Annotated in this window: 19 protein-coding genes; 12 read left to right on the top strand and 7 right to left on the bottom strand. The window is 61.7% G+C overall.

Annotation, left to right across the window (positions count from 1 at the left end; genetic code table 11):
• Positions 1-91: 91 nt before the first annotated feature.
• Positions 92-1048, top strand: coding sequence for a cation diffusion facilitator family transporter (locus GCN75_RS15090; protein WP_152283224.1), 957 nt, complete (start codon positions 92-94; stop codon positions 1046-1048).
• Positions 1049-1143: 95 nt separating this feature from the next.
• Here the strand turns inward: GCN75_RS15090 and GCN75_RS15085 are convergent, their stop codons facing one another.
• The 3 genes from GCN75_RS15085 to GCN75_RS15075 are packed head-to-tail and all read right to left on the bottom strand — an operon-like array spanning position 1144 to position 4722.
• Entirely contained in the window at positions 1144-3396 is a 2253-nt protein-coding gene (locus GCN75_RS15085; RefSeq protein ID WP_152255284.1) for a RelA/SpoT family protein, read from the bottom strand.
• Positions 3397-3444: 48 nt separating this feature from the next.
• Entirely contained in the window at positions 3445-3795 is a 351-nt protein-coding gene (locus GCN75_RS15080) for a RidA family protein (protein WP_034784210.1), read from the bottom strand.
• 45 nt (positions 3796-3840) lie between these two features.
• Entirely contained in the window at positions 3841-4722 is an 882-nt protein-coding gene (locus GCN75_RS15075) for an alpha/beta fold hydrolase (RefSeq protein ID WP_152283223.1), read from the bottom strand.
• Positions 4723-5060: 338 nt separating this feature from the next.
• Between GCN75_RS15075 and GCN75_RS15070 the strand changes: the two genes are divergently transcribed.
• Together GCN75_RS15070 and GCN75_RS15065 are read left to right on the top strand one after the other, a co-directional pair.
• Positions 5061-6398: a dicarboxylate/amino acid:cation symporter gene (locus GCN75_RS15070; protein ID WP_226938839.1), complete on the top strand. Its 1338-nt coding sequence runs from the start codon at positions 5061-5063 to the stop codon at positions 6396-6398.
• A gap of 234 nt (positions 6399-6632) precedes the next feature.
• Positions 6633-7043 (top strand): DoxX family protein, encoded by a 411-nt coding sequence (locus GCN75_RS15065; RefSeq protein ID WP_152283222.1) that lies wholly within the window; start codon positions 6633-6635, stop codon positions 7041-7043.
• A gap of 52 nt (positions 7044-7095) precedes the next feature.
• Here GCN75_RS15065 and GCN75_RS15060 read toward each other — a convergent pair whose 3' ends face one another.
• Both GCN75_RS15060 and GCN75_RS15055 read right to left on the bottom strand, forming a co-directional pair.
• On the bottom strand, positions 7096-7746 hold the full coding sequence (locus tag GCN75_RS15060; RefSeq protein ID WP_152255279.1) for a CoA transferase subunit B: 651 nt from the start codon (positions 7744-7746) through the stop codon (positions 7096-7098).
• A 20-nt stretch (positions 7747-7766) separates the two neighbouring features.
• Entirely contained in the window at positions 7767-8468 is a 702-nt protein-coding gene (locus GCN75_RS15055; protein ID WP_077403224.1) for a CoA transferase subunit A, read from the bottom strand.
• Positions 8469-8615: 147 nt separating this feature from the next.
• Between GCN75_RS15055 and GCN75_RS15050 the strand changes: the two genes are divergently transcribed.
• On the top strand, positions 8616-9182 hold the full coding sequence (locus GCN75_RS15050; RefSeq protein ID WP_034784217.1) for a LuxR C-terminal-related transcriptional regulator: 567 nt from the start codon (positions 8616-8618) through the stop codon (positions 9180-9182).
• 156 nt (positions 9183-9338) lie between these two features.
• Here GCN75_RS15050 and GCN75_RS15045 read toward each other — a convergent pair whose 3' ends face one another.
• A complete protein-coding gene (locus tag GCN75_RS15045) occupies positions 9339-10115 on the bottom strand; it encodes an SDR family oxidoreductase (RefSeq protein WP_034752351.1) in 777 nt (258 codons plus the stop codon).
• 251 nt (positions 10116-10366) lie between these two features.
• On the opposite strand from GCN75_RS15045, the gene GCN75_RS15040 reads away from it, so the two are divergent.
• On the top strand, positions 10367-12043 hold the full coding sequence (locus GCN75_RS15040; protein WP_193317522.1) for an electron transfer flavoprotein-ubiquinone oxidoreductase: 1677 nt from the start codon (positions 10367-10369) through the stop codon (positions 12041-12043).
• 72 nt (positions 12044-12115) lie between these two features.
• On the opposite strand, the gene GCN75_RS15035 is transcribed toward GCN75_RS15040, so the two are convergent.
• Entirely contained in the window at positions 12116-12778 is a 663-nt protein-coding gene (locus tag GCN75_RS15035; protein WP_152283221.1) for a NeuD/PglB/VioB family sugar acetyltransferase, read from the bottom strand.
• Positions 12779-13053: 275 nt separating this feature from the next.
• Here GCN75_RS15035 and GCN75_RS15030 point away from each other — a divergent pair, with 275 nt between their 5' ends.
• From GCN75_RS15030 to GCN75_RS15000, 7 genes are all read left to right on the top strand, one after another.
• Complete coding sequence (locus GCN75_RS15030; protein WP_193317521.1) at positions 13054-16263, top strand: tetratricopeptide repeat protein; 3210 nt, start codon at positions 13054-13056, stop codon at positions 16261-16263.
• On the top strand, positions 16260-17414 hold the full coding sequence (locus GCN75_RS15025; protein WP_152283219.1) for a DegT/DnrJ/EryC1/StrS family aminotransferase: 1155 nt from the start codon (positions 16260-16262) through the stop codon (positions 17412-17414). Before GCN75_RS15030 ends, GCN75_RS15025 begins: the two co-directional genes overlap by 4 nt.
• Positions 17414-18142, top strand: coding sequence for an LbetaH domain-containing protein (locus GCN75_RS15020; RefSeq protein WP_152283218.1), 729 nt, complete (start codon positions 17414-17416; stop codon positions 18140-18142). The genes GCN75_RS15025 and GCN75_RS15020 overlap by 1 nt, the downstream gene beginning before the upstream one ends.
• A 141-nt stretch (positions 18143-18283) precedes the next feature.
• Positions 18284-19159 carry a flagellin N-terminal helical domain-containing protein gene (locus GCN75_RS15015; RefSeq protein WP_152283217.1) on the top strand — a complete coding sequence of 292 codons (876 nt, stop codon included), beginning with the start codon at positions 18284-18286 and terminating at the stop codon, positions 19157-19159.
• Positions 19160-19402: 243 nt separating this feature from the next.
• The gene (locus tag GCN75_RS15010; RefSeq protein ID WP_152255272.1) at positions 19403-20278 is read left to right on the top strand and encodes a flagellin N-terminal helical domain-containing protein; all 876 of its coding nucleotides are present in this window, start codon (positions 19403-19405) and stop codon (positions 20276-20278) included.
• A 181-nt stretch (positions 20279-20459) separates the two neighbouring features.
• Positions 20460-21335: a flagellin N-terminal helical domain-containing protein gene (locus tag GCN75_RS15005; protein WP_152283216.1), complete on the top strand. Its 876-nt coding sequence runs from the start codon at positions 20460-20462 to the stop codon at positions 21333-21335.
• Between the two features lie 57 nt (positions 21336-21392).
• Positions 21393-22490, top strand: a complete 1098-nt coding sequence (locus tag GCN75_RS15000) for a hypothetical protein (protein ID WP_152283215.1) — start codon at positions 21393-21395, stop codon at positions 22488-22490.
• Positions 22491-22555 lie beyond the last annotated feature (65 nt).

The raw sequence follows: 22555 nt of genomic DNA, 5'->3' as shown, positions 1-22555 counted from the left end.
CAGTCCTCCGGGCCTGCAGGTTTTTTTTCGTGCCGACTATATTGTTGCTTTTCAATTACACTGACGGCAACATCATTCCACAAAGCATTCCATGCAGCCCACGCACAGCAACACCGAACACGACGCCACCCATTTGCACGCCCACCTGAAAGGCGATGCCAAGCACACCCATTCGTTCGAGGGGCGCAGCCAGAGCATCCTCGCGTGGGCGCTGGGCCTGACCCTGTCGTTTGCCGGCATCGAGGTGGCGGCCGGCTTCCTGTCCAATTCGCTGGCCCTGATTTCCGACGCGGGCCACATGGTCACGGACGCGGCCGCGCTGGGCCTGGCCCTGCTGGCGCAACTGATCGCGCGCCGCCCGCCTTCGCCGCGCCACTCGTTCGGCTTTGGCCGCGCCGAGGCGCTGGCCGCCTTCGTCAACGGCCTGGCCATGCTGTGCGTGGTGGGGTGGATCTGCTATGAAGCCGTGCTGCGCTTTTCCTCCCCGCAACCCGTCAAGGGCGGCATGGTCTTCATCGTCGCCTTCATCGGCCTGGCGATCAATGTGGTGGTGGCGTGGGTCTTATCGAAAGACAAGCAAAGCGTCAATACGCGCGCCGCCCTCGTGCACGTGATGGGCGACTTGCTCGGTTCCGTCGCCGCCATCGTCGCCGGCGCCGTCATTTACTTTACGGGCTGGATGCAGATCGACCCGCTGCTGTCCGTGCTGGTGTCCCTGCTGATTTTAAAGTCGACATTCGGCGTGCTGCGCGAGTCCTACCACTTCCTGATGGAAGGCGTGCCCATGCACATCGATTACATCGCCGTGGGCACGGACGTGGAACAGGTGGACGGCGTGATTGCCGTGCACGACCTGCATGTGTGGGACATGTCGCCAGGCCAACCGGCCCTGATCGGCCACGTGGAAATCGAGCACCTCGACCATTGGCCGAAGGTCTTGCGCGCGATCAAGAAGATGTTATTGAGCAAGCATGGCATCGACCACATCACCCTGCAGCCGGAGACGGCCGCGATGGCGGGATTGCATGCGGGTGACAAGACGCATTGATTGAACCCAAGGGCAAATACCGGGGTCAGACCCTGCGGGGCATCGCGTCCCAATGGGGCGCAATGCGATCGCGAAGCGACAGACCCCAAGATACGCTAACTTCGTCTTGCCTCCAGCACCCCGCTCACATCCTTGATCACATTCAAGGCTTTTAACAACTGCGCCGTCGAGCTGATCTCGGCCGTAAAGGTCATGCGGGCCTGGCCCTTGGCGCTTTGGGTGTTGACGCCGATGACGTTGATCTTTTCGCGCGAGAAGATTTCGGAGATGTCGCGCAGCAAGCCCTGGCGGTCGCCGGCGAGAATGAAAATGTCGACCGGATACACGGTGTCGTGGCCACCCGTGCTGCCCCACTCCGTGAAGATCACGCGCTCGGGCGCCTTGGCGCGCATTTCCTCGAAATTCTTGCACGTGGCGCGGTGGATGGAAACGCCCTTGCCCCGCGTCACAAAACCCACGATGCTGTCCGGCGGTGCCGGCTTGCAGCACTTGGCCAGCACCGTCATCAAGCCCTCGGTACCCACCACCAGCACGCCGGACTTGGCGCCCTGCTCCACGCTGGAAGCGCGGCTTTTTCCTACCAGCACCGCGTCTTCCGGCACCACCACTTCGCCATTGTCGTGCAGCGCCTGCTCCACGTGGCGCAGGCTGAATTCATCCTTGCCCACGGACAGGAACAGCTCGTCGACTTTCGCAAAACCCAGCTTTTGCGCCAGCGCTTCGAGGTTGACGGCCGTCTTGCCTTCGCGCTGCAACGATTTCTCCACCAGCGCGCGGCCATGGGCCAGGGTTTCCTGCATGTCGATGGCATGGAACCAGGCGCGGATTTTTGACCGCGTGCGCGTGCTGACGGCGTAGCCGGCGCTGAGCCAGTCGCGCGACGGCCCGGCCGTGCCCGGCGCGCCCTTGGCCGTGATGATTTCGCAGGTCTGGCCGTTTTTCAGCTGGGTATTCAGGGGCACCATGATGCCGTCGACCTTGGCACCGCGGCAGCGGTGGCCCACGTCCGTATGCAGGTGATACGCAAAATCGACGGGCGTGGCGCCCACGGGCAATTCCAGCACCCGCGCTTGCGGCGTCATGACGAAGATGCGGTCATCCAGGGTGGCGGACTTGAGCTTTTCCACCCATTCGCGCTGGATTTCTTCCTGGCCCACGACAGCGTCGGCCACCTCGGTTTTCCACGCCAGCAACTGGCGCAGCCAGGCGATCTTTTCGTCGTACTTCTGGCCGGCAAAGTTCGAACCGCCCTCTTCCTTGTAGCGCCAGTGCGCGGCCACGCCGTATTCGGCAAAGCTGTGCATTTCATTGGTGCGGATTTGCACTTCCAGCGGCCGGCCATCCTCGGCCGTCACCACCGTGTGCAGCGACTGGTAACCGTTCGGTTTCGGCCGCGAAATGTAATCGTCGAATTCCTTCGGGATGGGGGTCCAGATATTGTGGACCACGCCCAGCACCGTGTAGCAGGTTTTCACGTCGGCAACGATGACGCGGAAGGCGCGCACGTCGTACAAAGCCGTAAAGTCCAGTTCCTTGCCGCGCATCTTGTTCCAGATGCTGTAGATGTGTTTCGGGCGGCCAAACACTTCCGCCTGGATGCCGGCCGACGCCAGTTCCGTCTGCAGGCGCAGGATCGCCGAGGACACGAAGCCCTCGCGCATCATGCGCTTTTCTTCCAGCATCTTGGCGATGCGTTTGTACGCTTCCGGTTCGATGAAACGGAACGACAAGTCTTCCAGTTCCCACTTCAGCTGCCAGATGCCGAGGCGGTTGGCCAGCGGCGCGTACAGATCCAGCGTTTCCTTGCCGTATTCGCGCGTCATTTCGTTGAACAGTTTTAATTCAGCAAAGTAACGCAAAGTCGTCACGCACGCTGCCAGGCGCACGAGCACGACACGCATGTCGGAGGCCATCGCCAGCAGCATCTTGCGCAAGGTTTCCACCTGGGCCACGGCTTGCTGCGCCGCATTCTTGCCCCGGCCTGCACTGCCGCCATGTTGCGCCTGGGTCAACGCGCGCAAGCGGATCAGCTGGCGCACGCCGGTGGCCAGGTCGCACACCTGCTTGCCGAAGCGCGGCTCGATATCGGCCGCGGTGTCCGGCTCGAGCAGGGTCAGCTCGAACATCAGGCCGGCAATGCGCGTTTCCGCATCGCTGCGCAGGAAAGCCAGGGTGGTGGCCACGCCGATGGCGAAGTCCAGCGCGGAGCGGCCGGCAAAGGTCAGCTTGTCGCCATACGCGTCGGTAGCATACGCGAGCGCATCCAGCACGCGCGCGCTGTCCGGCGCACTCAAGCCCTCTACCAGTTGTTCCGATGTGGCGCTATTCGGGGCCGAGATGGAAACCATGTGATACCTTATAAACTTAACAACTCAATAACTGAATAACTGAATAACTTAGCGCTCTGCAGCGATGATGACGATTTCTACCAAGCAAGCCGGATTGGCCAGTTTCGCTTCCACCGTGGCGCGCGGCGGCGTGTGGCCGGACGCCACCCAGTCGTCCCACACTTCATTCATGCCGGGGAAATCCTTCATGTCGGCGATGTAGATCTGGCAGGACAGGATGCAAGTCTTGTCGCTGCCCGCTTCCATCAGCAAACGGTCGACGTGACCCAGCACTTCGCGCGTCTGGCCGACGATGCCCTGCGTCGTGTCTTCGGCGATCTGACCGGCCAGGTAGATGGTGTTGTTGTGTATGGCTACTTCGGAGAGGCGCTTGCCTACGTGCAGTCGTGTAATTTCCATGCTCTTCTTTCAGTCGTTTCAAAATCTGTACAGCGTTACCGGCTATTATTTGCCCAGCAAAAACTTGCGGGCAATGGCGATCTGGTCGTCGTGGACGAACGTGGGCGCGTGGCCCACGCCGGCGATTTCCACCAGTTCCGCCTTCGGGCCGCGGCCCAGCATCAAGGTGGCCGTTTCGTGCGACAGCAAGTCCGATTCCGACCCGCGCACCAGCAAGGTGGGGCAGCGCACGGCATCGTATGCGGCCCACAGCATGGCTTCGTCGCTGGCCGCCGATTCCGGCGTGGCCGAGCGGAACGGCATGGCCAGGCCCATATCGTAGTGGCGGCGCCAGTGGCCATCCTTGTCTTGCCGCAGTACATCCACCGCCAGTTTATGCCATTCCGCGTCCGTATGCGGACCGAAGCTGGCGGACACGTCGCGCACAAACTTGGCGCCCTGCTCGAAGGTTTCGAAACGCAAGTCCTGGCCGATGTAGTCGCCGATGCGCTGCAACGCTTCCGGCGCCAGGGTGGGGCCGATATCGTTCAGGACCAGCTTGCTGATCGGGCTGTCGGGCAGCGATGCCAGGCCCAGGCCGATCAAGCCGCCCATCGAGGTGCCGAACCAGTCCACCGTCTGGCGCTCGCCATTGGCCAGCACGCGCGCCAGCAGGGTCACCATGTCGCTCACATATTGCGGTACGCGGTAAAACTGCGGATTGGCCAGCCAGCCCGAGCGCCCGCGCCCCACCACGTCGGGGCAGATGACGCGGTAATCGCTGGCCATGGCGCGCGCCAGGTTGTCGAAGTCGTCCGCCACGCGCGTCACGCCATGGGCGCAGACGAGCACGTTCGGATTGTCGGGTGCGCCCCACTCCTTGTACGACATGGTGTGCAAGCCTGCGGGGGAGATGCACTGGACGGATTTGATGCTCGCTTCGATCATGCCATTCCTTATCACACCGGAAAAAACCTGCTGCGCGTCGGTGGTTGCGGCCTGCGATGCTCACCGTACCAAAGTACGGTTGCGCTTCTCGGCCACAACTTCCTTCCGCTCGCTACGGTTTTGTCCGGCGTCGTTATTTGGTAGTAAAAAACAAAGAAACCGGCGATTTGCCGGTTGCCTCGCGCGCGACGCTACGGCAGTGTAGCGCAGCGCGGGCAATGCTCCAAGCGCACGCCTGAAATGCTGCGCCGCAGCACGCCAGTCATGGGGCAATACCCGATATAGCGAAAATGCATATCTGCGGTTATCCACAATTGAGCGGGCCTGGCAATGGGCGGATGATCGCAGCATCAACCCGCAAGAGGAGACCACTCGTGAAAAAACCATTCTATAAAATCCTGTACGTGCAGGTGCTGTTCGCCATCGTGGCCGGCGTGCTGCTGGGGGTGTTCTACCCTTCGAACGCCGTCGACATGAAACCGCTGGGCGACGGCTTTATCAAACTGATCAAGATGATCATCGCCCCGGTGATCTTCTGTACCGTGGTCTCCGGCATCGCGGGCATGCAGGACGTCAAGAAAATCGGCAGGGTCGGCGGCAAGGCCCTGCTGTACTTTGAAATCGTCTCCACGTTCGCGCTGGCCATCGGTTTGCTGGTTGCCAATATCCTGAAACCGGGCGCCGGCTTCAACGCCGATCCGGCCCACCTGGACGCCAAGTCGATCGCGCAATACACGCACGCCGAAGGCATGACCACCGTCGACTTCCTGATGAACATCATCCCGAAGACCTTCGTCGATGCCTTCGCCAAGGGCGACATCCTGCAGGTGCTGCTGATCGCCGTGCTGTTCGGCTTCTCGCTGTCCCTGCTGGGCGAGCGCGGCCGTCCCGTCACCAAGCTGATCGACGAGCTGTCGCATGCCATCTTCGGCATGGTCAACATCATCATGAAAGTCGCTCCCATCGGCGCATTCGGCGCGATGGCCTTTACCATCGGTAAATACGGCCTGGCTTCGCTGATCCCGCTGGCTAAACTGATGGGTTCGTTCTACCTGACCTGCTTCCTGTTCGTCTTCGTCGTGCTGGGCCTGATCGCCAAGTACACGGGCTTCTCCATCGGCCGCTTCCTGCTGTACATCAAGGAAGAACTGCTGATCGTGCTGGGCACGAGCTCGTCGGAATCGGCGCTGCCGGCCCTGATGAAAAAACTCGAGCGCCTGGGCTGCTCGAAACCGGTGGTCGGCCTGGTCGTGCCTACCGGCTACTCGTTCAACCTGGACGGCACCAACATCTACATGACCATGGCTGCCCTGTTCGTGGCCCAGGCTACCAACACGGACCTGACGATCTGGCAAGAGCTCACCATCCTGGGCGTGGCGATGCTGACCTCGAAAGGCGCCTCCGGCATCACGGGCGCCGGCTTCATCACCCTGGCCGCCACCCTGGCCGTGGTGCCGACCATCCCCGTGGCCGGCATGGCGCTGATCCTGGGCATCGACCGCTTCATGAGCGAATGCCGCGCGCTGACGAACTTTGTCGGCAACGGCGTGGCCACCATCGTCGTGTCGAAATGGGAAAAAGAACTGGACATGGACAAGCTGCACAGCGAGCTGGCCCATCCAACCCATCCGACCGACGACGCCTATGTCGCCCCGACCGTGAATATCGTCAAGTAAGCCGTACGCTTCATTGAAAAGCCCCGCAGAGCGATCTGCGGGGCTTTTTTCATGCGCGCGGGTTTTATTGCATCATCAACATAGAGTAAATCATGCATCAATATTTCATTAGATGATCAATGAATGAAAAACGATTACAGTTACACCACTGTTCGCCGGCAAGCTCCCGCATAATGACATTGCGTTAATGCAAGCCTGACACCGAACCATCCACCCTTTTGAATGGAGTACGTCATGTCCCTCACGCCCGCCTTCTACGCCACCTGGAGCCCACGCCTGCTGGGCCTGCTGCGCATCATCCTCGGCTTCCTGTACATCCAGCACGGCACCGCCAAGCTGTTCGGCGCGCCCCACGTGGCCATGTTCGACGGCCTGCAACTGTTTTCCCTGATGGGCGCGGCCGGCGTGCTGGAACTGGTGGGCGGCGCCCTGCTGCTGGTCGGCCTGTTCACGCGTCCCGTCGCCTTCATCCTGTCGGGCCAGATGGCCGTCGCCTATTTCATGATGCACGCGCCAGCCGCCTTCCTGCCCATCCTGAACGGCGGCGAAATGGCCGTCATGTACTGCTTCGCCTTCCTGTATTTCGCGGCAGCGGGCGCCGGCGCCTACAGCCTGGACGGCTTGCGCGGCAAGGCTGGCGCATAAAAAAAGGGCGGACATCGCTGTCCGCCCTGCTTCGATACGACGCTCCGCTTGCTTACACGGCGGACACGTCCAGCTCAGCGCCCGTGGCCGCCTGCACTTGTTCCTTGCTCACGCCTGGCGCCAGTTCCACCAGTTTCAAACCGTTTTCCGTCACGTCGATCACGCCCAGGTCGCTGATGATGACGTCGACCACGCCCACGCCCGTCAGCGGCAGGTCGCACTGTTTCAGCAGCTTGTGCGACGTCGTGCCATCCTTGGCCGTGGCCACGTGTTCCATCAGCACGACGACGCGCTTGACGCCGGCCACCAGGTCCATGGCGCCGCCCATGCCCTTGACCATCTTGCCTGGAATCATCCAGTTCGCCAGGTCGCCTTTTTCCGACACCTGCATGGCGCCCAGGATGGCCAGGTTGATCTTGCCGCCGCGGATCATGCCGAACGAGTCGGCCGAGCTGAAGTAGGCGGCGCCCGGCAAGGCCGTCACCGTCTGCTTGCCCGCGTTGATCAGGTCCGCATCGACTTCATCGTCGGTGGGAAACGGGCCGATACCCAGCAAGCCGTTTTCCGACTGCAGGAACACTTCGATATTCTCCGGCACGTAGTTGGCCACCAGGGTCGGCAAGCCGATGCCCAGGTTCACATAAAAACCGTCCTGCAATTCTTTCGCCGCGCGCGCGGCCATTTCGTCTCTAGTCCAAGCCATGATGTTCTCCGTATTCTTTTTTAAGCTTCGGCGCGCACGGTGCGCTGCTCGATGCGTTTTTCCGGGTTCGCGTTGACCACGATGCGGTGCACGAAGATGCTGGGGGTATGCACCTGGTCCGGGTCGATCTCGCCCACTTCCACCAGTTTTTCCACTTCGACGATGGTGATCTTGCCCGCCATGGCCACGTTCGGGTTGAAATTGCGCGCCGTCTTGCGGTAGACCAAATTGCCCGCGCGGTCGGCCATGTAGGCTTTGACCAGCGATACATCGGCCACCAGGCTGCGTTCCATCACGTATTGTTCGCCGTCGAATTCGCGCAGTTCCTTGCCGTCGGCAACGATGGTGCCCACGCCGGTTTTCGTGAAGAAGGCGGGAATGCCGGCGCCGCCGGCGCGCAGCTTCTCGGCCAGGGTGCCTTGCGGCGTGAATTCCAGCTCCAGTTCGCCGGCCAGGTACTGGCGCGCGAATTCCTTGTTTTCGCCCACATAGGAGGCGATCATTTTCTTGATCTGGCGCGTGGTCAGCAACTGGCCCAGGCCGAAGCCATCCACGCCCGCGTTGTTGGAAATGGCCGTCAGGCCCGTCACGCCCGAATCGCGCAAGGCGCCGATCAGGGCTTCGGGTATGCCGCACAGGCCGAAGCCGCCGACGGCGATGGTCTGACCATCTTGGACGATACCGGCCAGCGCCGAGGCGGCGTCAGGATAAACTTTATTCATGGGTGTCCCTCTATCTTTTGTTAAGCTTTGGTCTTGAGTCCATGACTCAGGCAGCGACTCAGCATAAAATACGCGAGTGGAAAGTACAATACCGTAGAACTACCGGCGCCGTGCCGGCAATCCCCCTGTGAGAGTGATACGTATCAGATGAACGCCGCGTCAGCCATCGATTATGAAAGCATCTTCCTGCACGCGCCCGTGGGCATGTGCATGTCGGAAAACCGCATCATGCGCAGCTGCAACGAAGCACTGGCAGCCATGTTCGGCTATGCACGCGCCCAGCTGGACGACCAGTCGTTCGAAGTACTCTACCCCACGCACGATGAATTCCTGCGCACCGGTGACCGCATCATTCCCATCATGAACGCCAAAGGCCGCTATTCGGACGAACGCATCATGCGGCGCAGCAATGGGGAATTGTTCTGGTGCCACGTCACGGGCCACGCCATGCTGGCCGCGCAGCCGCTGGGGCCGGGCATCTGGACGTTCGAGGATGTCAGCGAGAAGCGTCCCGTGACGGCGGAGCTGACCCCGCGCGAGCGCGAAATCGCTGCCCTGTTGGTGGAAGGCAAGACCAGCAAGGTCATCGCCCGCCAGATCGACCTCAGCCCCCGCACGGTGGAAATGCACCGTGCCAAGCTGATGCGCAAGTTCGCCGCTTCCACGTCGTCCGAGCTGGTGCACAAGCTGGTGGGCTTGCAGCTGCAGCGCTAGGGCTGCAGCCAGGGTGACTATCGTTTAACGCCAAGTAAAACCGTCGCGAGCGGCAGCGATTTGTGGCCGAGAAGCGCAACCATGCTTTCGCACGGGGGCGCCGAGCCGGTGAGCATCGCAGGCCGCTAAGCGCGACGCGCAGCAGGTTTTATGGCGTTAAAACGTGCTCATGCCGCCATCGGCGGAGATGATGGCGCCGTTGATGAAATGCGAATCCTCGCCCGCCAGCAACAGCAGCAAGCCATCGAGGTCTTCCGGCTTGCCCGGACGTTTATTGGGCAGCATTTCGATCAGCTTCTTGCCCTGCTCGGTGGCAAAGTAATCTTCGTTGATTTCCGTGGAAATGTAGCCGGGACAAATGGCGTTCGTGTTGATGCCGTACTTGCCCCACTCCACGGCCATGGCGCGCGTCATGTGCACCATGCCCGCCTTGCTCATGCAATACACGCCGATCTGCGGCAGCACCTGCAAGCCCGCCATCGAGGCGATATTGATGATGCGGTGCTGTTTCTTCGGGTCGCCCTTGGCCCGCGCGATCATGCGCTTGGCCGTCTGCTGGGCCACGAAGAATGATCCGCGCAGATTGGTATCCATCACGAACGAGTAATCTTCGGGCGTGACGTCGACCAGGCGTTGCGTGGTGGAGACACCGGAATTGTTGACGAGGATATCGATGGGACCCGCTTCCGTTTCCGCATGCGCGATGGCCGACTTGATGCTGGCAAAGTCGGTCACGTCGAGCGACACCACGTGCGCGGCACCGCCGTCCGCTTCGATTTCGGCGCGCAACTCCTTGAGGCGTTCCGTGCGGCGCGAAGCGAGCACGACTTGCGCGCCGGCCTGGGCCAGCACTTTCGCAAAGCGCGCGCCGAGGCCGCTCGATGCGCCGGTAATCAGGGCAATCTTGCCCTCGAAATTGACTTCTATGCCCACGAGCTACTCCTGTTTTATTTTAGATAACACTTTGCGCCGTGCCGATGGCAGGCGGGCAAAATCGCCCGCGGCGCACTCGAGCAAAAGTAAACGCCATCATTACACAAAATGGCCGGATTTAGATTGCGGCGAGGGGCAATGTCACGCAAAATGGCGCCAAAGTTGCAATCCTCGCCAAAAACAAGCACACTCGTGCTTAAATTTCTTCGAAGATTCCTCACCCACCCATTTAGTGACTATAAATCGAGACCATGACACAGCCTAATAACTTAGTTGAACAGTACGGACCGCGCGAAACCATGGAGTACGACGTGGTGATCGTGGGCGGCGGCCCCGCAGGCTTGGCGGCCGCGATCCGCCTGAAGCAGCTGGCCGCTGAAAAGAGCCAGGAAGTGTCCGTCTGCGTACTGGAAAAAGGCGGCGAACTGGGCGCGCATATCCTGTCGGGCGCCATCATGGCCCCGAAAGCGCTGACGGAACTGATTCCAAACTGGAAAGAACTGGGCGCGCCCCTGAACACGGAAGTGACGGAAGACCGCATCCTGTTCCTGACCGAGACCAAGGCATATAAAACGCCGGGCTTCGCCGTGCCTGCCTGCTTTGAAAACCACGGCAACTACATCGTTTCCTTGGGCAATGTGGTGCGCTGGATGGGCCAGCAGGCGGAAAACCTGGGCGTGGAAATCTTCCCCGGCTTCCCTGCCGCGGAAATCCTGTACAACGACGACGGCTCCGTGAAGGGCGTAGCGACCGGCAACATGGGCGTCAAGCGCGACGGCGAACCGGGCCCCGACTTCCAACTGGGCATGGAATTGCACGCCAAGTACACCCTGTTTGCGGAAGGCGCACGCGGCCACCTGGGCAAGCAATTGATGGCCAAGTATGATTTGAACGCCGGCAAGGATCCGCAATCGTATGGCATCGGCATCAAGGAACTGTGGGAAATCGACCCCGCCCAGCACAAGCCGGGCCTGGTGATCCACTCGAGCGGCTGGCCGCTGGACACGAAAACCTACGGCGGCTCCTTCCTGTACCACCTGGAAAACAACCAGGTGATGGTCGGTTATGTCGTCGGCCTCAATTACGAGAATCCTTACCTGTCCCCGTACGAGGAATTCCAGCGCTACAAGACGCATCCGGAAATCCGCAAGTTCTTCGAAGGCGGCAAGCGCATCTCGTACGGCGCGCGCGCGATTGCGGCCGGCGGCCTGCAATCGTTGCCGAAACTGGTGTTTGCGGGCGGTGCGCTGATCGGCTGCGATGCGGGCTTCCTGAACATGAGCCGCATCAAGGGCAGCCACGCAGCCATCAAGAGCGGCATGCTGGCGGCGGACGCGGCCTTCGGCGCCCTGGGCGAACAGCGCCAGCACGACGAACTGACGAGCTACCCTGTCGCGTTTGAGCAATCGTGGCTGCATGAAGAACTGCACGTGGCGCGCAACGTCAAGCCATGGCTGTCGAAAGGCCTGTACCTGGGCAGCCTGATGACGGGCATCGACCAGCTGATCTTCCGCGGCAAGGCGCCTTGGACCCTGCACCACTCGCATGGCGACCACGAATGCCTGAAACCGGCCGCCCAGTCGAAGAAGATCGTGTATCCGAAACCCGATGGCAAGCTGACCTTCGACAAGATGTCGTCCGTGTTCATCTCGAACACGAACCACGCAGAAGACCAGCCCATCCACCTGACGTTGAAGAACGCCAGCGTGCCCGTCGACGTGAACCTGGCCACGTATGCGGGTCCGGAAGCCCGTTACTGTCCGGCCGGCGTGTACGAGTTCGTGAAGAACGACGACGGCGCCGAACGCCTGCAGATCAATGCGCAGAACTGCGTGCACTGCAAGACCTGCGACATCAAGGACCCGACGCAGAACATCGTGTGGGTGACACCGGAAGGCGGCGGCGGACCGAACTATCCAAACATGTAAGCGCCGTCCGGCATGCCGCAGCAGCGGCGCTACCGCATCCGGTAGCGCCGCCCCGCTTCGGCTGCCGCGGCCTTACAGATACTTGTCGCCGGCCAGGCGGCTGCGTATCGTTTTCGCCGGCGCGCCATAACTGACGCACAGATCGGCCACGGGCCGCGTCACCACGGCGCCGGCACCGACCACGCAATGGCTGCCGATGCGCATGCGCTGCAGCAGCAAGGCGCCCATGCCCAGGGCGCTGCCCGTGCCGATGAAGCAGCCGCCACCTGTCGCAGCAGCGGGCGCCAGGCTGGCAAAGGCCTCCATCACGGAATCGTGATCGAGCGAGGCGCGCGTATTGACGATACAGCCCTGCCCGACGTCGCATCCGGGATTGATCACCGCCCCCGCCATCACCACGCTGCCCGCGCCGAGCCGCACGGCCCTGGCGACGCTGGCCTGCGGATGCACGGCGCTGACGAATGGCAGCTGCGGACACAATGCCGCCACGCGGGCAGTCACGCTTGCCCTTACAAAGTTGTCGCCGATGGCCACCAGCACGCCTGCGACAGCGAGCTTTTCCACCAGGACCGGCAAATCGGACTCGGCGCCAAGAACGCGATAGCCCGAGGTTTCCTCGCCGACCGTCCGAAACGCGTCGATCAAGCCCGCAATGTGAAATATCCCCTGCCGTTCAACCACGTCGATGACGACCTTCGCGTGGCCCGACGAGCCTATGATTAAAATGTTTTGCATATTCAAGCTGAAAAGTGAACGAAATCGGGCGGCAGCCATCCGGCAAGGAATGGGCCCATCCCGGGCATCATACCAGCAGCCCGGCGCTAGGCATGCCGCCCGTCCGGCGTCCGGATTGTTCGAAAACAGCCACTTTCCCCCCCGCTTTGACCAGCCAGCAACACCAAGTTTGCATTGCGACAGCATTCCCGGATAAATTCCACCTGGAAAGTTTCTCAGAAGCACTTCCACCAGTTACAATTCCCTTTGCTAAATATTTCAACTGCCGCCCGCCCATGAACGCAACCGCCCCCCCCGCAGTGCCCCTCGACGCCGAATTACAGCAGGCAATCACCGAACACCAGGCTGGCCGTTTTGCCGAGGCGGAAGAGCTTTACCTGGCGATTTTGCAGGCACAGCCGTATCACGCCATTGCCAACCACAATATGGGCTTATTGGCGGGACAGGTCGGGCAATACCAGGCCGGCTTGCCATACCTGCACAAGGCGCTGTCGGTGAACCCCGACGAAGGCCAGTTCTGGCTGTCGTATGCCGATGGCTTGCTCAAGGCGGGCGAACGCGAACAGGCGCTGGAGATCGTCACGGCGGCCATCGCGCGCGGCCTCGACAACGAACAGTCGCAGGGCTTGCGCAGCCGCATCGAAACGGCAATCGCAAGCACGCCGACGGCGCAGGAAACGCAGCACGTCATTGAGCTGTATCAAGCCGGCCGCCATGCCGAACTGGAAGCGGCCAGCCACGCCTTGACGCAGCGCTACCCCGAATCGGACTTTGCCTGGAGCGTGCTGGGCACCTCCCTGCAACTGCAGGGCAAGGATGCCTTCGAAGCCCTGCAAAAAACCGCGCAACTGGCGCCCAACGATGCCGAAGCGCATGGCAATCTGGGCACCGCATGGCAGGAACGGGGCATGTACGATCAGGCGATCGACAGCTATACGCGGGCGCTGGAACTGAATCCGGACTTTGTCGAGGCGCATGGCAACCTGGCGGCGGCGCTGCAGGCACAGGGCAAGCTGGAACAGGCCGAACAGGCATACCGGCAAGCGCTGGCGCTGCGTCCCGACTACGCCAAGGGCCATTTCAATCTCGGCAATACACTGCAATCGATGCAGCGCAGCGCCGAAGCCGTCGCGTGCTATCAAAGCGCGCTGGCCCTGCTGCCGGGCGATGCTGAAATCTACCTGAATTTGGGCAATGCCCAGCAAGACTTGCAGCAATGGCAAGCGGCCATCGTCAGCTACCGGGCCGTGCTGCAACTGGCGCCCCACACCAAGGCGGCGCATGCGAATCTGGCCGCGGCGCTGCATGGGGCCGAAGACTACGCGGGCGCCGTGGCCAGCTACCGGCGCGCCATCGAGTTGCATCCCGACGATGCCAAGCTGCACAACAACCTGGGACGCGCCCTCCAGTCGCTGGACCAGGCCGAGGAAGCCATCGCCGCGTATGAACGGGCGATCGCGCTCGATGGCGATTTCCCCCAGGCGCTGAGCAATCTGGGGTTGCTGCAATGCAAACAGAAGAATTACACGGCGGCCATCGAGTACTGCGCAAGAGTGCTGCGCCTGCAGCCGGACGATGCGCAAGCGAGCGGCCAGCTCGCCATCGCCTACGGCGCCGCCGAAGACCGCGACAACGCCCTGAAATACTTCCAGCAAGCCGTCGACCTGGCCCCCGACAGCGCCGCGAGCCACCGGCAACTGGCCGACTACTACAGCACCATCAAGCGCTATCCCCTCGCGGTGGAGGCGTACCGCCGCACCCTGGAACTCGATTCCGGCGATAGCGAAACGCATAACCACCTGGGTGTCGCCCTGCAAGAGCTCGAGCAATACGACGCAGCCACCGCCGCCTATGAGCGCGCGCTTGCACTGGAACCGAAAAACATCTCGGCGCTGTGCAACCTGGGCTCGACGCAGCAGGCGCAAAAGCAGCTGGAACAGGCCAAGCAGACGTATCTGGCTGTGCTCGAGATCGACCCCGCATTCGAGCGCGCGCACTTTGCACTCGGCAATTGCTACGTGCTCATGAACGAACAGCTGCTGGCGCTCGAGTGCTACCACAGGACACTGGAAATCAATCCCGACTATCGTGATGCCTACGTCAACATCAGCGCCACTTTCAGCAATATCGGCCGGATAGAAGAAGCCATCGAAGCCTGCCGCAAGGGCCTGGCCGTCTGCCCCCTGTGGGAAACCCTGTTCAGCAACTACCTGTTCCTGCTGTCGCATAGCACCGAGATCGATCCGCAGGCGCTGTATGCGGAGCATCAGCGCTTCAGCGACACCTTTGAAACGCATATCGCCAAGGAACACGCAGGGCACAGCAATGTCCGCGACCCGCTGCGCACCTTGAAAGTCGGCTTCGTGTCGGGCGACCTGCACAACCATCCGGTGCCGCATTTCCTCATTCCGATACTGGAAAATATCGCCGATGGCGCCAAGTTGTCGCTGTATGCATACCACAACAATCCGCAAAACGACGATATCACGAAGCGCCTGCAGGAAGTCATTCCCCACTGGCGCCAGGTCGAGCACCTGTCCGATCCGGACCTGGGCCAGCTGATCCGCGACGATGGCATCGACATCCTGATCGATCTGTCCGGCCACACGGGCAAGAACCGGCTGCTCATGTTTGCCGCCAAGCCCGCCCCGGTGCAGGCCAGCTGGATCGGCTACCCGCTCACGACGGGGCTGCAATCGATCGACTACTATCTGGGCGACCAGTTCTTCACGCCACCGGACGAATTGGGCGACCAATTCTCCGAAAAGCTGTTGCTGCTCCCCGCCTGCGTGCCATTCCTGCCGTCCAAGGTGGCGCCCAGCGTCCAGCCCGCGCCCGTTTTGACGAATGGCTATATCACGTTTGGCAGTTTCAACCGTACCAACAAGATCAACCGCCAGGTCATCGCGCGCTGGGCCAGGGTGCTGCGCGCCGTCCCCGACGCCAGGATGATCGTGGCGGCCATGCCGAAATCGGAGGCGCCGCCGCAACTGGCGGCCTGGTTCGCGGAAGAAGGCATTGCGCCGGAACGCCTGACCTTCGAAGGGCGCACGGGCATGGCCCAGTTCATGGCCATCCATCACCGCATCGATATCTGCCTCGATGCCTTCCCGTATTGCGGCAGCACGACGACCCTGCATGCGCTGTGGATGGGCGTGCCCACGCTCACGACGGCAGGCCCGACCATGCCTAGCCGCGCCGGCAACATGATCATGCGCCAGGTCGAACTCGATGACTTTGTCGCCACCGACGAAGATGATTTCGTGCGCCGCAGCGTGGCCATGGCGGCCAACCCCATGCTGCTGGGCGCCTACCGCTTCAGCATGCGGCACCGCCTGGAACGCTCCACCCTGGGCAAGCCCAAGCTGATCACGGAAGGCCTGGAAAACGGCCTGCGCATCATCTGGCAACGCTGGTGCGAAGGCTTGCCGCCCGTCTCGTTCGAAGCCCCCGTTGCCGTGCCCAACCCGCCGATCGGATTATGATGAGCGCTCAAAAAAACAAACCCGTCTATGTCACCCAGCCCCTGCTGCCGCCGCTGGAGGATTTCCTGCCGTACCTGGAGACGATCTGGGACAACAAGATCCTCACCAACGGCGGCCCCTTCCACCAACAGTTGGAGCAGGCGCTGTGCGACTACCTGGGCGTCAAGCACATCTGCCTGTTCGCCAACGGCACGCTGGCCCTGATGACGGCCCTGCAGGCACTGCGCATCAATGGCGAAGTGATCACGACGCCGTACTCGTTCGTCGCCACCGCCCACTCTTTGCTGTGGAATAACATCAAGCCCGTGTTTGCCGACATCGAGCCGGACAGCCTGAACCTCGACCCGAGCAAGATAGAAGCGGCCATCACGCCGCAGACGACGGCCATCATGCCCGTGCACTGCTACGGCCGGCCATGCGACATCGAAGCGATCGAAAAAATCGCCGACAACTACAACCTGAAGGTGATCTACGATGCGGCCCATGCGTTCGGCGTGCGCCACCGGGGCGGCAGCGTGCTCAATCACGGCGACCTGTCCGTGATCAGCTTTCACGCCACCAAGATCTTCAACACCTTCGAAGGCGGCGCCATCGTCTGTCCCGACGCCAAGACCAAGCAGCGCATCGACCACCTGAAAAACTTCGGCTTCGTCGATGAAGTGACCGTCGTGGCCGCCGGCATCAATGGCAAGATGAGCGAGATCAACGCCGCCTTCGGCTTGCTGCAGCTCAAGGGCATCGACGGCGCGCGCCAGAAGCGCAAGGCGATCGATGCGCGTTACCGCCAGCAGCTGGCCGGCATCGGTGGCATCACCTGCCTGCAGCAGGGCGACGGCGAGGCGGCCAACCACGCGTATTTCCCCATCCTCGTGGGCCCCGGCTACCCGCTGTCGCGCGACGCCCTGTTCCAGCTGCTGCGCGACCAGGAAATCTACGCGCGCCGCTATTTTTATCCGCTCATCAGCGACTTCCCCATGTACCGCGGCATGCCGTCCGCCGCGCACGCGAACCTGCCCGTGGCGCGGCTGGCGTCGTCGCAGGTGATCTGCCTGCCCATCTATCCGGACCTGGCGATGGAAACCGTGGACGCCATTATCGCCATGATCGCCGCCCCCGCGCTGCAACAAGAACCCGTACGGAACATCGCCTGATGCAAATTTCCACCGAAACCAATTTCTCCGGCGTGGCGGAAAACCACCCCTGGTCGGCCCAGTTCACGGTGCTGGGCTACGCGGATGGCGCCATCAGCACCCTGCCCCACCAGTTTTTCCGCAACTGGCTGGACCAGGAACCGGAGAGCGGCCACTTCTATATCGGACGCGGCTCCTGTTTCGGCGTCGGTTCGCTGGTGAAATATGACAGCGGCCAGCAAAGCCTGTGCGTCGGCCGCTATGTGGCCGGCGGCTCGCGCCTGAGTTTCATCCTCAATGGCCAGCATGAGATGCGCACGATCTCGACGTACATGCTGTCCATCCTCGGCGGCGGCTTGAAAAATGCGCCCCCGCCACAGTATGCCGACACGGTGATCAAGAACGATGTCTGGATCGGCGACGAAGTGATGGTGCTGGGCGGCAGCGTGATCGAAAACGGCTGCGTCATCGGCGCCCGCTCGCTGCTGCCGCCCAATTTCCGCTCGGAACCCTATGGCATTTACGCGGGGTCGCCGGCGCGCCTGATACGCTACCGTTTCACGGAAAAAGTCCGTGCCGCGCTGCTGGAGCTGGCATGGTGGGAAATGCCGCTGCCTTGGGTACGCAACAATAACGCCATGTTCATGGAAGACCTGTGCGCCGACGAAGCGAAGGCATTGCTGGTCATCGACATCCTGAAGAGCAGCCGCCGGCAATGGGAGGCGGAACACGGCGGCGTGGCGGATTGAATCTGCCAACATTGCCATTCAGTCAATGGAAAATAAATTTCCACACGGCATTTAATAAAACGGAAAGGATGGTCGTCTTGTACTGGTAGGAGCAGATAAACCGTCGCTCCTCACCATAACCACCCAATTAGGAATGACATCATGCTGAGTCTTCACACCAACGCTGCTTCCCTGTCGGCACAAAATTCGATCTCGAATACCCAATCCAAACTGTCGACTTCGATGACGCGCCTGAGCACCGGCTTCCGCATCAACTCGGCAATGGACGACGCTGCCGGCCTGCAGATCGCAACCCGCCTGAAAGCACAAACCAGCGGCATGACCGTTGCGATGAACAACACGCAAAACAGCACCTCGCTGCTGCAAACGGCTGAAGGCGCATTCGCCGAAGTCACCAACATGCTGGTGCGCATGAAAGACTTGGCTACCCAAGCTTCCGATGCCTCGTCGACCGCCAACGACAAAACCGCAATGCAAGCTGAATACAATGCATTGGGTCAAGAGCTGTACAACGTCATGACCAACACCACGTTCGGCGGCACCAAGCTGCTGGGCGACGGTAGCGGCGCAGCCAAAGGCACGCTGTCGACCTCGATGACGTTCCAGATCGGTGCAAGCTCGACGGAAAAAATGAGCTTCGACGTATCGGGCAACCTGTCCACGCTGAACACGGCCCTGAGCGGCCTGAGCGCGAACTTCTCCAGCGGCGCATCGACCGGCGCAACGGAACTGACCGCCACCGCCAACGCCACCATCGGCCTGCTGGCTACCGCCATCGACAGCGTCAGCACCGTGCGTTCGGCACTGGGCGCGACGGCCAACCGTCTGGACCACGTCAACACCAACTTGTCGAACATCGCCACCAACACCAAAGCCGCTACCGGCCGCATCATGGACACCGACTTCGCTACCGAAAGCTCGAACATGACGTCGTCGCAAATGCTGCTGCAAGCTGGCACCGCGATGCTGAAACAAAGCAACAGCATGTCCTCGATGGTCATGTCCCTGCTGCAATAATATCGCCCTGGCCGCTTGCGGCCCGTGCCTCGAAGCCAGACTCCGGTCTGGCTTTTTTTTCGTGTGCAGCGGGCGCAGGCATGCCGCAATACCCGCCGAACGGGCCGGCGAAACAAGAAATACCAATTATTTTAAGAAATTTCCTTAAAGCATTTAATTAAGGTGGCGGCACGGTCGTCTTGTACTGATAGGAGCAGATAAACCGTCGCTCCTCACCGTAACCACCCAATTAGGAATGACACCATGCTGAGCCTTCACACCAACGCTGCCTCCCTGTCGGCACAAAATTCGATCTCGAATACCCAATCCAAACTGTCGACTTCGATGACGCGCCTGAGCACCGGCTTCCGCATCAACTCGGCAATGGACGACGCTGCCGGCCTGCAGATCGCAACCCGCCTGAAAGCACAAACCAGCGGCATGACCGTTGCGATGAACAACACGCAAAACAGCACCTCGCTGCTGCAAACGGCTGAAGGCGCATTCGCCGAAGTCACCAACATGCTGGTGCGCATGAAAGACTTGGCTACCCAAGCTTCCGATGCCTCGTCGACCGCCAACGACAAAACCGCAATGCAAGCTGAATACAATGCATTGGGTCAAGAGCTGTACAACGTCATGACCAACACCACGTTCGGCGGCACCAAGCTGCTGGGCGACGGCGCGGCTGCTGCCTCCGGCACGCTGTCGACCTCGATGACGTTCCAGATCGGCGCAAGCTCGACGGAAAAAATGAGCTTCGACGTGTCGGGCAACCTGACCGCGCTGAACGCAGCCCTGACCGGCCTGAGCAAAAACTTCTCGTCGGCAGCATCGACGGGCGCAACGGAACTGACCGCCACCGCCAACGCCACCATCGGCCTGCTGGCTACCGCCATCGACAGCGTCAGCACCGTGCGTTCGGCACTGGGCGCGACGGCCAACCGTCTGGACCACGTCAACACCAACTTGTCGAACATCGCCACCAACACCAAAGCCGCTACCGGCCGCATCATGGACACCGACTTCGCTACCGAAAGCTCGAACATGACGTCGTCGCAAATGCTGCTGCAAGCTGGCACCGCGATGCTGAAACAAAGCAACAGCATGTCCTCGATGGTCATGTCCCTGCTGCAATAATATCGCCCTGGCCGCTTGCGGCCCGTGCCTCGAAGCCAGACTCCGGTCTGGCTTTTTTTTCGCCCGTACAACCATGCATTCCCGGCATATTTAACTAAATTGCCATCACGTTTAACGATGTTGCCGGCATAGTCGCCTATACAAGGTAGAACACCGAACAATCGCCTACCGGAGCCGCCACGTGCTGAGCATTCATACCAATACTGCCGCACTGTCAGCCCAGCGGGCCATGGGCTGGGCCCAGCAAATGCTGTCGACGTCGATGACGCGCCTCGCCACGGGCTTTCGCATCAACTCGGCCATGGACGACGCGGCCGGCCTGCAGATCGCCACCCGGCTGAGCGCCCAGACCAGCGGCATGGCGGTGGCCATGCGCAACACGCAAAACAGCACCTCGCTGCTGCAGACGGCCGAAGGCGCGTTTGGCGAAGTCACCGCCATGCTCGTGCGCATGAAAGACCTGGCCACGCAGGCGGCGGACGCCTCGTCGAACCAGAAAGACCGCGACGCCATGCAGGGCGAATATGATGCGCTGGGTGCCGAGCTGTACAACGTGATGACGAACACCCGCTATGGCGGCACTTTATTGCTGGGCAATGGCAGCGCCGGCAAGGGCACCCTGTCGCAAGCGATGACGTTCCAGATCGGCGCCAGCGGCAGCGAAACCATGCAATTTGACGTGTCCGGCGACATGGGCAGCCTGGATGCGGCGCTGCAGGCGATCTCGGTCAATTTCGCGCCAGGCGCCACGGCGGGCAGCGAATTTGCCAGCAACGGCAGCGCCAACGGCATGATCGACCAACTGGCGGCGGCCATCGACAAGGTCGGCAGCGTGCGCTCGGCGCTGGGCGCCACGGCAAACCGGCTCGGACATGTCTACAATAACCTGTCCAACATGATCACCCACACCAAGACCGCCATCGGCCGCATCATGGATGTCGACTATGCGGCGGAAAGCGCCAACATGACCTCGGCCCAGATGCTGATGCAAGCCAGTACGGCCATGCTCAAGCAAAGCCAGAGCATGAGCAAGCTGATTCTTTCTCTACTACAATAATTGCTGGCCGGGCGCGATGGCGGATCTTATTCATACTTACCACCTGGAAGCAATGGCATGGCGATAGACCGTATTTCATCGGGCAATCCGGCTCCCCTGATTACCCAGCGCCTCGACGTCAGCCCCGCCACGCCCATGGTGCCGGGCGTGGTGCAGCCGCTGGTGCCCATCGGCCCCTACATGGCGCCCGCGCCCGATGCCGGCACCCTGCCCGCGCAACTGCAGCAGGGCCAGGACGGCCTGGCGTCGCTCATCAAGCCCAATGCCGACGGTGCGGGCGGCGCCATGCCGCGCGACAGCAGCGCCATGCAAGTCAATCAGCTGTTCTTCACGCGCCAGCTGATATGGCAGCCGCCCGACGCGGCGCAGCTGGCCGCCTCGTGGCGCGTGATGGTCAAGACCTATGGCGAACAGTACGCCGCCCTGCAGGAACAGGCGCGCGGCCAGCATGTGCCGGGCAACCTGTTCATGGCGGAACAGCAGCCGGCCCTGCTGCGCGAAGGCCCCCGTCCGCCATTGACGGTGGACAGCGAAGCGTGGCGCTTTGCCGTGTATGGATGGGCCGGCCAACGCCTGCTGCTGCGCGTGCTGGCCAGCGACGAAGATGAAGACGCCGCGCCGAAGCGGCGCGGCAAGGTGGCGCTGCGCGTCGAAGTGATCATCATCGGCATCGGCCGGGTGGTGATCCAGATGGAGCCGGCCGGCGATGGCGTGCTGCTGGAACTGGCCGCCGATGAAGACGGCGCCCTGCACCACTTGCGCCAGGCCCTGCCCGAGATCGCCGACGCCGTGCGGCGCGCGGGCCTGCGCCTGGTGCGCTGCCGCCTGAACCGCCAGCTGCACGCACAGCGCGTGCACGGCAACTATCCGATGCAGGCGGCGGCCGCGACGCTGTCGCTGCCCCTGTTCCGCGCCATGGCCGAAGTGGCGCTGCTGCTGACGCAGCCGCCGGCGGAAGCGGCGGCCAATCCCGACGAGCCCGCGGCACCGCCGGCCGCAGCCGAAGAAGAGCCCGTCATCGTCTCGAAGGAAGTGGCGGCGCCGTTCGGCTACGACTATGGCGACGGGGAAGGCGCGGCGCAAGGCAGCACCGTGCTGCTGCTGGCCGACGGCCAGGAACACGATCTGCTGCCGCCGATTGACGAACAGGATTGAGGCGGCACAATCAATGCAGCACAATTGACGCAGCAAAAAAAACGGCGCCCTAAGCGCCGTTTTTT

Source organism: Janthinobacterium violaceinigrum (assembly GCF_009208555.1).
In the GTDB taxonomy this organism is placed as follows: domain Bacteria; phylum Pseudomonadota; class Gammaproteobacteria; order Burkholderiales; family Burkholderiaceae_D; genus Janthinobacterium; species Janthinobacterium violaceinigrum.
Note: the sequence above shows the minus strand (reverse complement) of the source record. Positions and strands in the feature narration are given on the sequence as shown.

Coding starts and splice junctions, on each gene's coding strand:
- GCN75_RS15090 (WP_152283224.1), top strand. CDS start 92: ATGCAGCCCACGCACAGCAACACCGAACACGACGCCACCCATTTGCAC.
- GCN75_RS15085 (WP_152255284.1), bottom strand. CDS start 3,396: ATGGTTTCCATCTCGGCCCCGAATAGCGCCACATCGGAACAACTGGTA.
- GCN75_RS15080 (WP_034784210.1), bottom strand. CDS start 3,795: ATGGAAATTACACGACTGCACGTAGGCAAGCGCCTCTCCGAAGTAGCC.
- GCN75_RS15075 (WP_152283223.1), bottom strand. CDS start 4,722: ATGATCGAAGCGAGCATCAAATCCGTCCAGTGCATCTCCCCCGCAGGC.
- GCN75_RS15070 (WP_226938839.1), top strand. CDS start 5,061: ATGATCGCAGCATCAACCCGCAAGAGGAGACCACTCGTGAAAAAACCA.
- GCN75_RS15065 (WP_152283222.1), top strand. CDS start 6,633: ATGTCCCTCACGCCCGCCTTCTACGCCACCTGGAGCCCACGCCTGCTG.
- GCN75_RS15060 (WP_152255279.1), bottom strand. CDS start 7,746: ATGGCTTGGACTAGAGACGAAATGGCCGCGCGCGCGGCGAAAGAATTG.
- GCN75_RS15055 (WP_077403224.1), bottom strand. CDS start 8,468: ATGAATAAAGTTTATCCTGACGCCGCCTCGGCGCTGGCCGGTATCGTC.
- GCN75_RS15050 (WP_034784217.1), top strand. CDS start 8,616: ATGAACGCCGCGTCAGCCATCGATTATGAAAGCATCTTCCTGCACGCG.
- GCN75_RS15040 (WP_193317522.1), top strand. CDS start 10,367: ATGACACAGCCTAATAACTTAGTTGAACAGTACGGACCGCGCGAAACC.
- GCN75_RS15035 (WP_152283221.1), bottom strand. CDS start 12,778: ATGCAAAACATTTTAATCATAGGCTCGTCGGGCCACGCGAAGGTCGTC.
- GCN75_RS15030 (WP_193317521.1), top strand. CDS start 13,054: ATGAACGCAACCGCCCCCCCCGCAGTGCCCCTCGACGCCGAATTACAG.
- GCN75_RS15025 (WP_152283219.1), top strand. CDS start 16,260: ATGATGAGCGCTCAAAAAAACAAACCCGTCTATGTCACCCAGCCCCTG.
- GCN75_RS15020 (WP_152283218.1), top strand. CDS start 17,414: ATGCAAATTTCCACCGAAACCAATTTCTCCGGCGTGGCGGAAAACCAC.
- GCN75_RS15015 (WP_152283217.1), top strand. CDS start 18,284: ATGCTGAGTCTTCACACCAACGCTGCTTCCCTGTCGGCACAAAATTCG.
- GCN75_RS15010 (WP_152255272.1), top strand. CDS start 19,403: ATGCTGAGCCTTCACACCAACGCTGCCTCCCTGTCGGCACAAAATTCG.
- GCN75_RS15000 (WP_152283215.1), top strand. CDS start 21,393: ATGGCGATAGACCGTATTTCATCGGGCAATCCGGCTCCCCTGATTACC.